We start from the raw sequence: 14,537 nt of genomic DNA, 5'->3' as shown, positions 1-14,537 counted from the left end.
ACTCCGGCCGGTCGCCTGATATATCCGCACGCGGACTGCAGCTCGCTGTCTCCGGGCGACCGGTCACGTGACCGGCCGGGTCCGCCAGAGGTCGAATTGGAGGTGTGCAACGGCTCTGAACTGCGGCGACGTATGGTCTGCGAGTGGGCGGTGTATAGACAGTGCGCATTGCGAGGGAGGGGCGGCGGAGCGGGGTTTCGATCGCACCCTGGCGGCGCATCTAGTCCCTCATGACCGACACACCGCAGGAACAGCTCGACGGCTTCGTGCAGGCCATCAACGACCTTCACTTAGCCACCGTGCGTGACGAGGACGTCCGTGCGGGATCCGAAGCTGCCGCCAACCTCCACTCGGGCAGCGGCTACCTCTACGCACCGACGGCGGTCCTTGAGGCGTTTTCACGCGCCATCGAGATCGGCTACGCGGCGGCCCTCCAGGACATGCGCGAAGGGAAGCTGGACGCGGACATCGAGCAGTGGCGGCCTGAGCTGTTCGAAGGCGAGTGATGGGTGCGAGCCTTTGTCAGGCGGCTGGCCGGTAGCGCTGGCCGATCGCCTTGCGGGCCTTCTCGACGGCGCCCGTCACGCGGTGGACGTACCGACGCAGGGTGAACGCGGGATCTTCGTGGCCGAGCAGGTCGGCGAGGGTGTAGACATCCACACCCTCGTTGATCGCCTCGGAAGCGAAGAGGTGCCGCAGAGCATGCATCATCTTGTCGCGGCACTCCTCCCACTTGCGGCCCTTGCCAACGGGCTTGTCGTTGAGGGCCTTTATCGTGCCGATCGCCTCTAGGGCGGCCTTCCAGAGGTAGTTGAAGTAGTTCTTGTTCAGCGGATTGTGCTCCCGCGTGGTAAACACCAGACGCACGGTCATCGGCTCACCGTCCTTGGTCATCCACGGCAAGGTGACCTCGACCGGCGGGTGCTTGCGCATGTGCTCGGTGAGCAGTGCGGCCAGCGCATCGCCGACCGGTACGAAGCGGTCCTTGGGGTCGTCTTCCGTGCCGCCCTTCGGCGGGGCGAAGACCAGCGTGCCGCGGTCGTGTGTGATCTGACGGCGGATGTGGACGACCTTGTCCTTCTGCAGCCAGTTGACATCCTCGGGGCTGAAGCCGAAGATCTCGCCCTGCCGCATGCCGAGCCCCCGGCCGCAGTCGACCGTGGCTTGGTAGCGGTCGGGCAGGTGCTGGCGCACCGCGTTCGTCTGTTCCCAGGACAGCGGCACGTCCTTCGCTGCCTTCTTTGACCGCCTCGGCTTCACGCGCTTCACCGACCCCGTCTCGCAAGGGTTCTTGGCGATCAGGTCGTCGTCCACGGCCATGGCCAATATCGACGACAGGTGCGTGAAGACCAGCCCGACCGTCGTCTCGTCCAGCACCTGCAGCCGTCGCTTGATCCAGGTCTGCACGGTGGACGCCTTGATCTGGCGGAGCTTGAGCGAGCCCAGCGGCCCGATGATGTGGTTGCGGACGCGGGATTCGTACTGGGCGTAGGTCCGAGGGTTGTCGAAGGTCTGGTTCTCCAACCATTGCTCGGCCACTGCCTTGAGCTGGGCCTCGCCCTTCCTCGGGTCGATGTACGTGCCGTCGTCGACGCTGCCCTGCATCTTGGTGAGGTGCTGCCGGGCATCCTCGTACCGGTCGAAGCTCTCGCTCTGCTGCTGCCCGTCGGGGTCTCGCCACCGGGCCAACCACCGCTTGCCGCGACCGTGTTCGCGGGAAGGGACCTTGTTGTGGGCTGTGCACTTCTCCTCGCCGGCCTGCGGCCGCTTCTTGTGCCAGCGGTCGTACGGCTCAGCCACGCGGCGCCGCCAAGGAGTCCGCGAGCAGAGCGCTCGGCGAGATGTCGAGGGCGGTGGCGATGGTGACGAGGTCGTCGACGTCGCAACGGCGTCGAGCGCGTTCGGTGCGACTGAGGGCGGTGTTGGTCATGGGGCGGCCGAGGGCGGTGCAGCGCTCGGCGAGGTCCTGCTGGGAGAGCCCGCGCAGCAGACGCAGGCGCTCGATATTGTGCGCGGCCTGAATTCCGGCGGGGCCTATTTCAATGGGTCGGGTTGCCATGACAGATAGCTGTAACTCGAATTCAGCGGCCATGGCAAGGGGTTGCTCAAGAACTTGTGAAAAGTCGGCGGCGTTAGGGAATTCGGCGGTTCGGTGAAGCCGGATTCTCGTGCTATGGTCCCGCGCCGCTGTTCCCTGAGGGTGCTTCGGGTGGCTGGTGACCTGGGTGGTGATGGCTTCGTCCCACAGGGTGGGATCGAATCGGGCGACTGGTGGTGCTCGGGTGGGAAAGCGGACAGATCCCCCTGGGTTTTGGAGTGATTTCGGCAACCGGGGATTCGGGTCTACGGTTTTGGTTCCACTCGGCTACAGGCCGTTTGGGGCGGCCGTGGAATTTCCGCACAATGCCGCTGGACGCCGCCGATAAACCTGTGGCTGTCTTGTCCACCCCACCACTTCCGTGAAGGAGCCCCTATGCCCCGAACCCCTCGCCCCGCAGCCGCCAGCGGTGCGGGTCCTGTCCCGCTGGCCACGCCGGAGGAGGTTGCGATCTACCTGGGCGTGCCGGTGAAGACGCTCTATCAGTGGCGTCATCGCCGTACCGGTCCGACCGTGCACAAGGTCGGTCGGCACCTGCGCTACCGGTGGCGGGAGGTGGACACGTGGCTGGACGCGCAGACCTCGTACGACCTCACGGTCTGACTCCGCACCTGGCGGGGACAACGAAGCGGCCCCCGGCGAGCCACCGCCGAGGGCCGAGGATTCCCCAACTGATCGCCCATATCTGAAGGAACGAACGGGTGAGGGCGGGTCTTGCCGGACCTGCCCTCACCGGAGAGGAACGTCTATGGAGGACTCTACGTCCGCCTCTGCCGCCGACGCATCCCACCGGGCAGTCTGGCCCACGGCCGCCGTCCCCGGTGAGGGAATCCCCTGGCTCCGTGGGGACCACGGGGACGCACAGACTGCGCAAGCTGTCCCCGGCCAGATGGTCATTGCGGCCGACGGGGACCAGCACGGTCCCCGAAGCGAAGCCGACGTGAGGGGACGGGAAGTCGGGGACCGGATATCCGCAGCCGCGATTGGGGACCGGTCCCCAACCGATGACCGGGTCCCCGCGCTCGCTGCTGATCTGCAGGTCAGCGCGGCGGGGACCGAACTTGGGGACGGTGGCGGGGACGTACCGCCACCGTTTGGGGACGGGGGTTCCGGTCCCCAACGGTCTCTGGGGACCGGCGAAGCGATGGGGACCGATGGTCCGTCGGGGACGGGGACGGGGACGGGGACAGGGACGGGGACGGGGACGGGGACGGGGACGGGGTCCGGGACGGGCGGCACTGCTGATTCCGGTGGCGCTTCGGGGACCGAGGACGACGCGGGCGCGCTGACCGGTGAGGGAGCGGTGCTCCTGGATGAGTTGCGGACGACGATCGGCAAGTACGTGGTGCTGCCGAACGAGGAGGCGCTGACCGCGGTCACCCTGTGGGTGGCGGCCACGCATATCCAGACCGCCCTGCAGCACGCGCCCCGCCTGGCGGTGATGAGCCCGACCAAGGGTTGCGGCAAGTCCCGTGTTCTGGACGTGCTCTACGAGACCGTCCACGACCCGATGATGACGGTGAACACCTCTCCTGCGGTCATCTTCCGCACCATCGGCAAGATCCCGCCCACCTTGCTGGTCGACGAGGCGGACACCATCTTCAGCCCCAAGGCCAGCGGCGACAGCGAGATCCTGCGCGGCCTGCTGAACGCCGGCCACCAGCGCAACCGGCCCGCCTGGCGGATCTCCGGCCCGGAACACAAGCCCACCCCGTTCCCCACCTTCGCGATGGCCGCGATCGCGGGGATCGGCGACCTGCCGGACACGATCACAGACCGGTCGGTCGTGCTGCGGATGCAGAAGCGCAAGCCCGGCGAGAAGGTCGCCCCGTTCCGCACGCGGTACGCGGCGCCTGAACTCAACGCGCTGCGCGACCGGCTGGCCGCTTGGCTGGGGCCGCTGCGTGGCACGGCTGCGCGCATGGTTCCGCAGATGCCGGTGGAGGACCGGGCAGCGGACACCTGGGAGCCGCTGGTCATCATCGCCGACCTGGCCGGCGAGCACTGGCCCGCCCAGTCACGTGCCGCCTGCCTCACCATGACCCGGCACGAGGCGGCCCAGGACGAGCAGACCAGCCTCAAGACACGGCTGCTGCGCGATATCCACCGCGTCTTCGAGCGGGCGAGCAACCCCGAGGCCCTTGCCACCCAAGACCTGGTCGCCGCCCTGATCCAGGACGCGGACGCCCCGTGGGCGGAGCACGGCGCCAAGGGGCTGAACGCCTACCACCTGGGCAACCTGCTGCGGGACTTCGACATCCGCCCCGCCAACTACCGCTTCGACCAAGGCCGACAGGCGAAGGCATACCTGCGCAACCGATTCCTGGATGCCTGGGCCCGCCACTGCCCCGACCTTGCGGACACGGACGTCAAGCCCGAGCCCTCACCTGGCACGGCACCTGCCCGCCCGACGCAGGGCAATCCGCCCTCCGCGCCGGCGGGCTCGCTGCCTGTCGGTCCGCCCGGCGGCCCCGCCGGGCGGAAGCGAACTCTCTGACCCCACCCGCGTAACGCACTTGGGCCGTAGTCCGTATCACTGCGTCGCATCCGTCCCCGCGCAGGTCAGCGCGGGGACGGACTCTCTCACCGGGACGGACGCATCCGTACCTGCCCGTCTGTCCGTACCTGTGCTGACCAAGCACGCGACGCATGCAACGGATGCGACACCGCACCAACCCCTGCCATGGGAGCACCACGATGCCCGACAACGACAGCAGCGACCTCCATCCCGCCCGCCGCAGGGGATGGCTCGGCCTGGGCCGACGAACAGCAGCAAGCTGGAGCGTTCGAGCCCCTAACGGGGCTTCGTCCGCGCTTGCCCCCGCCCCTGGGGAGGCGGAGGAGGGGGCGACGGCCGGGCGCCAGCGGGCGCCCGAGACAGAGGAAGGGGTGACCGAACTCGATACCGATCCCGTCGCCAAGGCCCCACACGACGAGCAGCCCGCGAACACCGCCGCCCCGCAGCTCGAGTCATCTGCCGAGACCCCGAGGCCAGTTGAGCAGCCGTCGTGGCGTGAGCCAGATGCCCCCGCGTTGCCCGCGAGGCTAAACCGGAAGCGCACGGTCGAGAAGCGCGACCAAGAGAAGAAGATCCGCTTCACCCCCACCGCGGTCCGCCTCATCGACGAGGCAGCCAAGCAGCGCTACCTGACGTTCGCCGGTTTCGTCGGCGATGCCGCCCTGGCGGTCGCGCTCGGCAAGGCGAATATGGCCGGCAGCCCGGAAGACGATCCGATCCGCCCGCTCGTGGAAGCCGTCGAGGCGCACACCAGGGCGTTGAACCGGATCGGCACCAACCTCAACCAGATCACCATGGCCATCCACTCCGGCGCCATTCCCGAACGCGCCGAGACCGTACTCGACCACATCGAGCTGGCCGCGCAGGCCAGTTATCAGCTGATGGACCGGCTCCTGGCGGACGGAGCCTGGCATGGTGCCTGATGTCTCCACCGGCTCCGATACCCAAGGGCTGCTCGTCTACCTCTTCGGCCCCGGACGTCGGGACGAGCACACTGATGCGCACATCGTGGGGGCCTGGGACATGGCCGGCGCTCCCGACCCCGGCCGCGACCCCACGGTCACCTACGGCCAGCTGGCCAAGCGTCTTGACCACCATGTCGACCTGCGTACCCGCGAACTCGGTATGAGGCCGCCGAAGCACGTGTGGCACTGTCCGGTGCGTACCGCGCCAGGTGACCGCTACCTGACCGATACGGAGTGGGCTGAGGTCGCCCGCCGGGTCGTCGCGGCGACCGGGATCGCCCCGGTGGGCGACGACACCGCCTGCCGGTGGATCGCGGTGCGGCATGCGGACGACCACATCCACATCGTGGCCACCACCGTCCGCGCCGACGGCCGCCGCCCGCGAACGAACCGCGACGGGCAGCGCGCGCAGGCGGAATGCCGGAAGATCGAGGCCGAGTTCGGGTTGCGCCGTCTCAAGTCCGGTGACCTGACCGCCGCGAAGACCCCGACCGGGGCGGAACGCGCTAGGGCCGACCGCCAAGGCCAGGAGGTGACCGCCAGGGAGTGGCTGCGCGAACGCGCCTACGCGGTCGCCGCCGCCGTCCACAGCATCGACGATTACTTCACCGTGCTCGCCTCACTCGGGATCCAGGTCAAGACCCGCATCGGCCCCGAGAGCGGCGAGGTGACCGGCTACAGCCTGGCTGCCCCTGGCGACAGCATCTTCTTCGGCGGTGCCAAACTCGCACCTGACCTGTCCTACAACCGCTTGACCGAACGCCTCCCCGTCCAGGACGTGACGGACAGGCCGAAGGTGGTGGCGGACCCGGCCGAGCCGTGGCGTCGCACGGACTCCGCTGCACGTGGGGTTCTCACCGCGCTCGATTCGGGCGACGACGCCACCGCCCAGGGACAGCTGGTTGCCTTCGCCGACGCCCTGCACAACCTCGCCCGCGCCACCCCAGGCCCGCACCAAGCCGAACTCCAAGCGGCAGCCAAGGCGTTCAACCGCGCCCGCCGCTCGGCGATCCGCGCCGACCAACAAGCCGCAACCGAGCTCGGCCAGGCCGCCAGGGAACTCGCCTACGCACCCAACCTCCCCGGCGGCCTCGCCATCGCGCTCGTCTTCACCGCCCTGCACCTGGCACGCGCCGCTGCTCACTGGCACGCCCAGCGCGGCCACGAACAGCAAGCGGCAGCGGCCGAGGAAGCCTTCCGCCATCTCCAGACCGGCTACCAGCAGGCCGCCGCACCCCATCTGGCCGGCCTCGCCCAGCGCGCACCACGCCGCCAGACCATCCAGCGCTTCGAGACCGCCGTACGCGAGGCCATGCCCGACCACGCCGACCGCATCTTCACCGACCCCGCCTGGCCCGCCCTGGCAACCACCCTCGCCCGCGCCGAAACCGCCGGCCATACACCCTGCGTCCTCCTCGCCGAAGTGGCCGCCAGCCGGGAACTCGACACAGCCGAACGTCCAGCCGAGGTCCTGAACTGGCGCATCACCACGCAACCCAACAAGCGAGCGAGGGCAGCGCGGCAGCCCAGCCCTGTCTTGGGCGCGGCAGCGGCGCCTCCGGCTGTCCAGCCTTCTTCTCCGGCCATGAGCCCGACGCACGAGGAGCGCCGTCGGCACCGATAGTTGCACGCGCCACCATGCCTGAGCGTCGAGAGTCCCCGGCAACTTCTGCGCCATGCCTACGGGACTTCGCGCCCAGGCGAGGCCGCTGGCACAGGCGATGCGATGCCTCCGCTCAGCCCTCTCGCCCACGCTGTCACCTGAGTGAGGTGCTCGGCTTGCAGCCCCAGATGCGCATCCGGCTGCACGAGGAGGGTGGGGAAGCCCGCGGCGGTGCGCTGCACGGCCCACTCGTGGTCGAGCGCGGTGAAGTCGTCATCGATCCAGACCGCGGGTTCGCCGCCGAGCCACGCGTCGACGTAGTCGCGCTTCCAGAGGTAGCCGTTGGGATGGGGCGTCGTGATCTTAGGGCGCGGGAGGTCGACGTACGCGAGGGCCGGGAGGCCGAGGAGCGGGCCGATCAGCGTGGTGGCGTCCCGGCGCCAACTCGTGCACCAGACCGGGGCGAGGGGAACGCTCCGGAACATGGTGGTGAGCAGGGGCCCGTGCTCCGGGTTGAGCCAGATGGTGACCGGTTCCTCCGAGGTCCGGCCGTCCGGTACGACCGCGTGGCAGACGTGCGTGGCGGGGACGCTGCCGTCGCCTTGGGGGAAAGGTATGAGGACACCGTCGATGTCCAGCAGCAGGTAGGGCACGTTCATAGGTGCCTCCGTAAGGTGTGGCGGTCGGCAGCGTCAGAGCTTGCGGGCCGTGATCAGCAAGGTCGTGGGCCAGTGGCCGAGCCGGGCGTCGTGGAACTCGTGGGCTGCGGTGAGCCATAGGCCAGCGTCGGCAAGGTGCCGCTGCCACTGCTCGGCGCTGAAGTCCCAGCGGGCGACGGGCAGTCGGGTGCGGTCGGGCAGAACGACGTACTCCCGGCGGGGGCGGTCGCCCGTGGCCGGGTGACGTCCTCCTCGCTGAGGGTGCGGGGTGGAGAAGGCGAGGGTGCGACCGGGCTTGAGGCGCTGAACGATGGCGGGCAGCAGCAGTTCAGGGGCTACGAGGCCGACGGCGCCGAACACGGAGTAGATGGCGTCGAACTGCTCGTCGCAGCCCTGCAGGTAGTGCAGTGCGTGGCCGGCGACGAAGGCGAGGTTGTTCAGCCTTCCGTAGTGCGAGCGTGCTCGGCGGATCTGGAGTCCTACGAGGTCCAGGCCGGTGACTCGGGCGCCATGCCGGGTGGCGAGGTGGGCGGCGTTGTGGCCGGGGCCGCAGCCGAGTTCGAGCAGCTGTGTGCCGCGCAGGTTCGTACCCAAGATTTCGGCGCCTGGCCCTATACAGGGGCGCGTTGTCCACTCCATCCGCGCGGGTACAGCCAGAGGTTCGGCGGGGCCCTGCACCGTGCGTTGGAGGGCGTGGGTGTACCAAGGCGATGCCTGGGCGAGGGACATCAGACCTCCAGGAGTTGGAGGACGTCGGTGAGGTGGCGGCGTACGACCTTGATGTACGCGGGGTCGGTGGCCGGGTCGTTGATCCAGCGGATCGATTGCTCCATGAACCACTCGACCGCCCACATGCGGTGCCACCCGAGCGCCCACTGTTCTGCGGGCAGGCCGCCGCGCTCGGCGAGGGCATCAGGGGTGCCGCCGGCGGTGACGTACTGGTCGAGGAAGACCCGCATCCGTACCGGGGCGGGAGTGTCGAGGGTGCCGTGCCAACTGGCGAGGTCGAGCAGGCCGGGGCCGGTGAAAGCGCGGGCGAAGTCGAGCAGACGCCAGCCGTGATCGCCGATGTGGAGGCTGGTGGGGTGGAACTCGGAGTGCACCCAGCCGAATGGGGCGAGCGTGGTGCCGGTGGCGCGGGGACCGGCGGCCTTGACGATCTGGTCGAGGGCATCTGCGATGTCGGCGGTGTCCGACCAGCGGCCGGCCGCGTGGAGCTGGTCGAGGTGCTGAGTTGCACGGGCGGGCAGGCTGCTCAGGCGTCCCTCGTCGAGAAGAGGCAGGGCCGGCGCGGTGCGGGTGCCATGGAGGACCACGGCCGCAGCGACGCCGTCGAGGTCGTCCGCCTCGCGTGAGGGGGCACCGAGGTCTTCGAGGAGCATGCCGAGGCAGCCGTCCAGGATCGCCGTCGCGCGCAGTTCGGGGACGGGGACGCCGAGGGTGTGGGCCAGGCGCAGGGCTTGGGCTTCGCTGTCGAAGGGCTGCATGGCGTACTTGAAGATGGCGGTGGTCCGGTCGGGGAAGGTGACGCGTTCGACGCCGGACATCGACCACACCCGCACCTCGGCGCGCTCGGGCAGGGGCAGGCCCTTGACCGCGCACAAGTGGGTGAGGAGTTCGGCGGTCAGCTTCTCGTCCATGAGAGGGCTCCGTGGGTTGGTGGCGTCCGGGGCGGGCGAACATGGTCGGCCCGCCCCGGAGCCTGGTCGGGTGTTACGCGGCGGGCCCGGTCACGCGGTGGGCGTAGACCTGCTCGATCCATCCGGCCTTGAACTGGGCAAGGTCGTTACGGAAGTTGGCCATCGAGGCACCGTAGGGCGCGACGACGCCACCGGACTGGTCCGGCACGGACTGGCAGCCGTGCACGAGCCTTCCGCCGAGGGCGGCGTGGGCCTTGACGGACTCGATGCGGCGGTGCTCGTTGAACCAGCCGCCGTGGTAGACCTCGTCGAGCATCCCGCCGGTCTCGTCGTCCAGGTCGAATACGACGGAGGTGGCGGCGGGGAAGAACCAGCACGGGCCGACGTTCGAGATGTGCCCGTCCAGCTCGACCTTGTTCAGCGCCATCAGCGTGGCCGCCTCGCGCAGCATCCGCAGGTGGGCAGCCGTGACCTGCGGCAGCCCGAGACCCGCGAGGTGCTCGTTGCGGAAGAGATACGCGTACACCTCGTACGCGGTGGCCAGGACCTGGGCTGCGTTCGACGTGGAGATGGCGTTGGCCCTCACGAAGTCGAGGGCGAGCTGCTCGACCGCGCACTGCGTGGTCTCGCCCACGTCCAGGAGCTGGGACTTGACCAGCTCCCAGTCGGCGACGAGCCAGGTGTTGGACTCGAAGCGGAAGAAGTACTCGGCCGGGTCGATGGTGATGCGCCGGCCTTCGACCTGGATGCCGGGCAGGCGGCTCCAGCGCTCGTCGAATGCCTCAGGCAGCTCGACCGTGATGGCCGTAGCGGTTGCCGTGTCGATCGTGGTCACCGGGTTCTCCGTCTCTGATCGGCCGGGTTCGGGCACAGGAATGCCGAACCCGGAGCGGGCGTACGGAACTTGGGAGCCGCCCGGCCAAGTGGGGAGCCTGGATTCACGGTCGGACCTGGAACCGTTCCGGGCGGCTGATGATTAGTGAACCGTTCGTCACGCTCAGTGGGTACGGTGAAGGGCAGGCCAAGCGGTATACGCGGTTTACAGCCCCGGGAGCGGAGGGATCGTGGCAGCGCCCAGAGAGCCCAACTCCCGTCTGCGCGACACCATCGAGGCCATCGGCTGCACCTTCGAGGCCCTGGCCAAAGACGTCCGCCGCGTCGCCGCGGAGAACGGCGAGATGCTGCAGACCAACAAGTCGGCCATCTCGCACTGGGTAAGCGGAGCCCGCCAGCCCACCGGAAGGACCGGCCAGTACCTTGCCGAAGCCCTCTCCCGCCGGTCGCACAGGAACATCACTCAGGTCGAGATCGGCCTGGCCACCTCGGAATCCGCGGCCGTCGAACCGGACCAGGATCCGGTCCTCGCCGCAACCGACCTCGGTCGCGCCGACGTCGAACGCCGCCGCTTCCTCGCCATCGCCGCCTTCACCACCGCCGGTGTCGCCATGCCCCTCGCGTACGACCACGAGGCAACCGCCCGCATGCTGCGCGCCCGCACCGGCCGCATGCTCGTCGGAGCGGAGGACGTGGACGTGGTACGCCAGATCACCGCCGCCTTCAGCGCAGCCGACGAACGCCTGGGCGGAGGCCACGGCCTGACCACCGTGACCGCCTACCTCGCCGACACAGCAGCGCCCATGCTCCGCGCCCGTTTCCCGACCGAAGTCTTACGCCAAGCTGCCTTCGGCGCGGTGGCCGAACTCGCCTACCTGGCAGGCTGGAAGCACCACGACCTCGGTCAGGAAGGTGCCGCTCAGCGGTACTACCAGGTTGGATACCAGCTCGCCTGCGAAGCCGACCCACGTGGCCACGCCGCCTGGATGATGCGCGCTCTCGCCCACCAGGCGCTCAGCCTCAAGCAGCCAGACCACTGCATCGACCTCGCCGAGGCGGCCCTCGCCAATGGAATCGGGTATGTCGACGGACAGACCGAGGCCCTGCTCCACATCACCCATGCCCGTGCTTACGCGGCCACTGGCGAGAGGCCCGCGGCTGCCCGAGCCCTCCTCGCCGCCGAAGATGCCCTGCTTCGCGAAGACGGACCTCAGCCCAGCTACTCCCGCGTCAGCGGCCCAGCCGCCGGCACCGTGGCCAGCCACACCGCCCGCACCCTGACTGACCTCGCTGACCACGTCGGCACCGAACAGCAGCACCGCGACGCCCTCACCCGTTGGGATCCCGAGAAGTACAAGCGCGTCCACGCCCTCACGTACGCCGACCTCGGCGACAGCCTCGCGGCGCAGGCCCGTGCCGACGAGGCGGTAGCTGCCTGGTCCCAGGCCATGTGGCTCATGGAGGGCATGACCTCCGACCGCACCCGCAAGGCCATCACGTCACTCCGCTCGACCCTCGTGGTCTATCAGCGACGCAGAGTGCCCGGAGCGGCCGAACTCGCCCGCCGCGCACGCGAAGCACTCGCCTAACATGCCCAACAACCCGGCCGACGAAGGGACCATCGTGGCTCAGCCGACAATCGACGCTCAGCAGCCGAAAGCCCTCAAGCCCGCCCTCGAATCCATGACCCTGCTGGTCGCCGCCGTCATCGTTCACGACAAGGCCACCAACCGCGTCGTCCTCCTCCAACGCAGCGAGAACGCCAAGTTCGCCCAAGGGATGTGGGACCTGCCGGTCGGCAAGAGCGAGCCGGGTGAGCCGATCACAGAGACCGCGGTCCGTGAGCTGTACGAGGAGACCGGTCTGACTGTGAAGCCAGAGTCCCTCAAGGTCGCCCACATCATCCACGGCGCATGGGGAGTTGAAGCACCCAACGGCTTCCTCACCGTCGTCTTTGCTGCTCACGAGTGGACGGGCGAGCCAATGAATCGCGAGCCGGGCAAGCACGCCCAAGTCCGTTGGATCGAGGCCGACTCGATCCCCGAGGAGTTCGTCGACACCACCGCCAGTGCGCTGCACTGCTACCTGTCCGAAGGCGCTCAAGTCTCGCTCGATAGCTGGAAGTAGCCGGAGTGCGCACCCCTGCTGCGGCGGGGCGAACGTGCATACGATCGCTGAGGTTTCAGAAATCCAACCTCGATTGAGGTACGATTTCTGAAACTCAAGTCGCTTGGAGGGAACGGACCTTGGCGCAGCTCGAACAGCACGCCCGGCAACTTGCCGAACTCGGCGTGTCAGTCGATTTGTTCACCGTGGCCTTAGGTATGGCTGTCGAGGACGTGCGTGGCTGCACGGACTTCGACGCCCCCGCTGCGCGAGGGTTCATCTTCTGGAGCCGGGTGAACCGCTACCTGGCCGAGATGCTGGTGCCCGACAGTTGGGGGCGCACGTCTCGGGACAGCATCTTGCGGGTGATCCACCCCGAGCGCAGTCACGCCATCACGGCGATCAGCGCCGAAGGCGGTGTCGCGAACCTGGAGAAGCCTGTGAGGTCCAAGAACCCCAAGGGCCCTGCGATGGCGCGCATGGTGGAGAAGAACGTACAGCTCTCGTTCGTGTCGCGAGACGAGCTGCTGTACGGGGTGGAGCTGGACCAGATCCCGACCTGGTGTCTCCTCTACAAGCGTGTCGAGCGAGAGATCCTGGCCGAGCTGTCGTTGCCAGTGAAGATGAAAGGCAAGTACGTCGACGAGTGGCTCACGCGCATACCGATCAGTCTGCCGCCCCTGGATGACCCAGGCTTCGACATCTCGCTCGATGATCCTGGCGACGACGAGGGCCCGGAGGTCGTGGTGGAGTTCTTGGGAGAGAATTAGCTGGTCGGAACAAGATATGGGAGTTGAGGCACGTGTTCACGCCAGAGCGGCTGGTCCTCGCGCGCAAGCGGCGGCGCATGACCCAGGCAGCCTTGGCCGCAGCCTCTGGGCTCTCCGCGCAGAGCATCAACGCCTTTGAGAAGCATCGGAAGACGCCATCCCCGGAGACGCTGTCCATCCTGGCGGACGTCCTCGATCTTCCTATCGCGTTCTTTCAAGCACCGCCGGCACCGGAGATGCAGTTGGACGCCGTCAGCTTCAGGGCGCCTACGAAGATGAGTGCCCTGGAGCGGGATGCCACGCTCAGTTCAGGTGCCGTTGCTGCCACCCTCAACGCATGGCTGCAAGAGCGGTTCCGTCTACCCGCCGCAAACGTGCCTACCTATCCCCACCTGCCGACTGAACAAGCTGCGGAGCAGGTCCGAGCTGCATGGGGGCTGGGCGAAGCGCCCGTGCCCAACCTCGTCCACCTCCTGGAGGCCAACGGCGTACGAGTGTTCTCTCTGGCACCGGACTGCCTGGACGCTGACGCCTTCTCGACTACGCATGCCGGCACCCCCTACATCTTTCTGAACACCCGCAAGACGGGCGAGCGAGGACGGTTTGACGCTGCGCACGAGCTGGGTCACCTCGTGCTGCATTCCGAGTACCGGCTCCCTGGAGGTCGTGCGGCCGAACCAGAGGCCAACGCCTTCGCTTCCGCCTTCCTCATGCCCAAAGCAGGCATCGTCGCTCAGTGTCTGGCCGATGCTTCGGTGGACCGGATCCTGAGTGCCAAAAGACGCTGGGGAGTGTCGGCCATGGCGCTTGCCTACCGGCTGCGCGACTTGGGGCTTCTCTCTGAGTGGAAGCACGGTCAGACGGTCAAGAAGCTCGCGCAGATGGGCTACCGCAACGGTGAACCCCAGTCCCTCATGGCCCGTGAGAGCAGCCAGCTCCTAGCCAAGGTCTTCGACGCCCTGCGGGACAGAGGCATGAATCCTGCCGAGATCGCCGGGCAGATGGGAATCCACCCCGAGGACCTCAATGACTATGTCTTTGGTCTCGTGCCGATCGGTGTTCAAGGTGGAGGACAGATCTCTGACTCACCACGTCCAGGACTGCGGCTAGTGCACGGCTGATGACACCCATCGGGCATGCATACCGCGTGAGTGAACAAGGGCGTCTCGCTGCAGGCTGGCCACCACCGACCAATCTGCACGTGTCCTGACCACTGACGTGTCGAACCGGGCCGGTTGCCCCGCCCCCGATCAGACCTGTCCCACCTTTACTGATACGCGGAGTCCGCTCGTCGGGGACAATGTTTCGGGTGACAAGCACTGGCTCCGGGCAGCGCAGCCCGAT

Annotated in this window: 15 protein-coding genes; 9 read left to right on the top strand and 6 right to left on the bottom strand. The window is 68.1% G+C overall.

Annotated elements, in window-relative coordinates; genetic code table 11:
• The first annotated feature begins 230 nt into the window (after nucleotides 1-230).
• Nucleotides 231-506: a hypothetical protein gene (locus ACY0PA_RS13700; protein ID WP_473084874.1), complete on the top strand. Its 276-nt coding sequence runs from the start codon at nucleotides 231-233 to the stop codon at nucleotides 504-506.
• Nucleotides 507-522: 16 nt separating this feature from the next.
• On the opposite strand, the gene ACY0PA_RS13695 is transcribed toward ACY0PA_RS13700, so the two are convergent.
• Nucleotides 523-1,800: a tyrosine-type recombinase/integrase gene (locus ACY0PA_RS13695; protein WP_473084873.1), complete on the bottom strand. Its 1,278-nt coding sequence runs from the start codon at nucleotides 1,798-1,800 to the stop codon at nucleotides 523-525.
• Nucleotides 1,793-2,059: a helix-turn-helix domain-containing protein gene (locus ACY0PA_RS13690; protein ID WP_473084872.1), complete on the bottom strand. Its 267-nt coding sequence runs from the start codon at nucleotides 2,057-2,059 to the stop codon at nucleotides 1,793-1,795. The genes ACY0PA_RS13695 and ACY0PA_RS13690 overlap by 8 nt, the downstream gene beginning before the upstream one ends.
• 414 nt (nucleotides 2,060-2,473) lie before the next feature.
• Between ACY0PA_RS13690 and ACY0PA_RS13685 the strand changes: the two genes are divergently transcribed.
• The 4 genes from ACY0PA_RS13685 to ACY0PA_RS13670 all read left to right on the top strand — a co-directional run bounded on the left by ACY0PA_RS13685 (nucleotide 2,474) and on the right by ACY0PA_RS13670 (nucleotide 7,205).
• The gene (locus ACY0PA_RS13685; protein WP_473084871.1) at nucleotides 2,474-2,701 is read left to right on the top strand and encodes a helix-turn-helix transcriptional regulator; all 228 of its coding nucleotides are present in this window, start codon (nucleotides 2,474-2,476) and stop codon (nucleotides 2,699-2,701) included.
• Between the two features lie 715 nt (nucleotides 2,702-3,416).
• Nucleotides 3,417-4,595, top strand: a complete 1,179-nt coding sequence (locus ACY0PA_RS13680) for a DUF3631 domain-containing protein (RefSeq protein WP_473086311.1) — start codon at nucleotides 3,417-3,419, stop codon at nucleotides 4,593-4,595.
• A gap of 392 nt (nucleotides 4,596-4,987) precedes the next feature.
• Nucleotides 4,988-5,539 (top strand): MobC domain-containing protein, encoded by a 552-nt coding sequence (locus tag ACY0PA_RS13675; protein ID WP_473084870.1) that lies wholly within the window; start codon nucleotides 4,988-4,990, stop codon nucleotides 5,537-5,539.
• Nucleotides 5,529-7,205: a relaxase/mobilization nuclease domain-containing protein gene (locus ACY0PA_RS13670; protein WP_473084869.1), complete on the top strand. Its 1,677-nt coding sequence runs from the start codon at nucleotides 5,529-5,531 to the stop codon at nucleotides 7,203-7,205. Before ACY0PA_RS13675 ends, ACY0PA_RS13670 begins: the two co-directional genes overlap by 11 nt.
• Before the next feature lie 56 nt (nucleotides 7,206-7,261).
• Here the strand turns inward: ACY0PA_RS13670 and ACY0PA_RS13665 are convergent, their stop codons facing one another.
• The 4 genes from ACY0PA_RS13665 to ACY0PA_RS13650 all read right to left on the bottom strand — a co-directional run bounded on the left by ACY0PA_RS13665 (nucleotide 7,262) and on the right by ACY0PA_RS13650 (nucleotide 10,318).
• The gene (locus tag ACY0PA_RS13665) at nucleotides 7,262-7,843 is read right to left on the bottom strand and encodes an HAD domain-containing protein (RefSeq protein WP_473084868.1); all 582 of its coding nucleotides are present in this window, start codon (nucleotides 7,841-7,843) and stop codon (nucleotides 7,262-7,264) included.
• Nucleotides 7,844-7,876: 33 nt separating this feature from the next.
• Entirely contained in the window at nucleotides 7,877-8,572 is a 696-nt protein-coding gene (locus ACY0PA_RS13660) for a class I SAM-dependent methyltransferase (RefSeq protein ID WP_473084867.1), read from the bottom strand.
• Complete coding sequence (locus ACY0PA_RS13655) at nucleotides 8,572-9,483, bottom strand: phosphotransferase family protein (protein WP_473084866.1); 912 nt, start codon at nucleotides 9,481-9,483, stop codon at nucleotides 8,572-8,574. The genes ACY0PA_RS13660 and ACY0PA_RS13655 overlap by 1 nt, the downstream gene beginning before the upstream one ends.
• Before the next feature lie 73 nt (nucleotides 9,484-9,556).
• Nucleotides 9,557-10,318, bottom strand: a complete 762-nt coding sequence (locus ACY0PA_RS13650; RefSeq protein ID WP_473084865.1) for a hypothetical protein — start codon at nucleotides 10,316-10,318, stop codon at nucleotides 9,557-9,559.
• Between the two features lie 229 nt (nucleotides 10,319-10,547).
• Between ACY0PA_RS13650 and ACY0PA_RS13645 the strand changes: the two genes are divergently transcribed.
• From ACY0PA_RS13645 to ACY0PA_RS13630, 4 genes are all read left to right on the top strand, one after another.
• Nucleotides 10,548-11,906 carry a tetratricopeptide repeat protein gene (locus ACY0PA_RS13645; protein WP_473084864.1) on the top strand — a complete coding sequence of 453 codons (1,359 nt, stop codon included), beginning with the start codon at nucleotides 10,548-10,550 and terminating at the stop codon, nucleotides 11,904-11,906.
• Nucleotide 11,907: 1 nt separating this feature from the next.
• Complete coding sequence (locus ACY0PA_RS13640) at nucleotides 11,908-12,444, top strand: NUDIX domain-containing protein (RefSeq protein ID WP_473084863.1); 537 nt, start codon at nucleotides 11,908-11,910, stop codon at nucleotides 12,442-12,444.
• 119 nt (nucleotides 12,445-12,563) lie between these two features.
• Entirely contained in the window at nucleotides 12,564-13,193 is a 630-nt protein-coding gene (locus ACY0PA_RS13635; RefSeq protein ID WP_473084862.1) for a hypothetical protein, read from the top strand.
• 32 nt (nucleotides 13,194-13,225) lie between these two features.
• Nucleotides 13,226-14,314 carry a helix-turn-helix domain-containing protein gene (locus ACY0PA_RS13630; RefSeq protein WP_473084861.1) on the top strand — a complete coding sequence of 363 codons (1,089 nt, stop codon included), beginning with the start codon at nucleotides 13,226-13,228 and terminating at the stop codon, nucleotides 14,312-14,314.
• The last annotated feature ends 223 nt before the right edge of the window (nucleotides 14,315-14,537 follow it).

It is taken from the genome of Streptomyces sp. DS1-CR2, assembly GCF_055760475.1.
The sequence above is the reverse complement of the archived record's forward strand: the minus strand, read 5'-3'. Positions and strand labels throughout refer to the sequence as shown.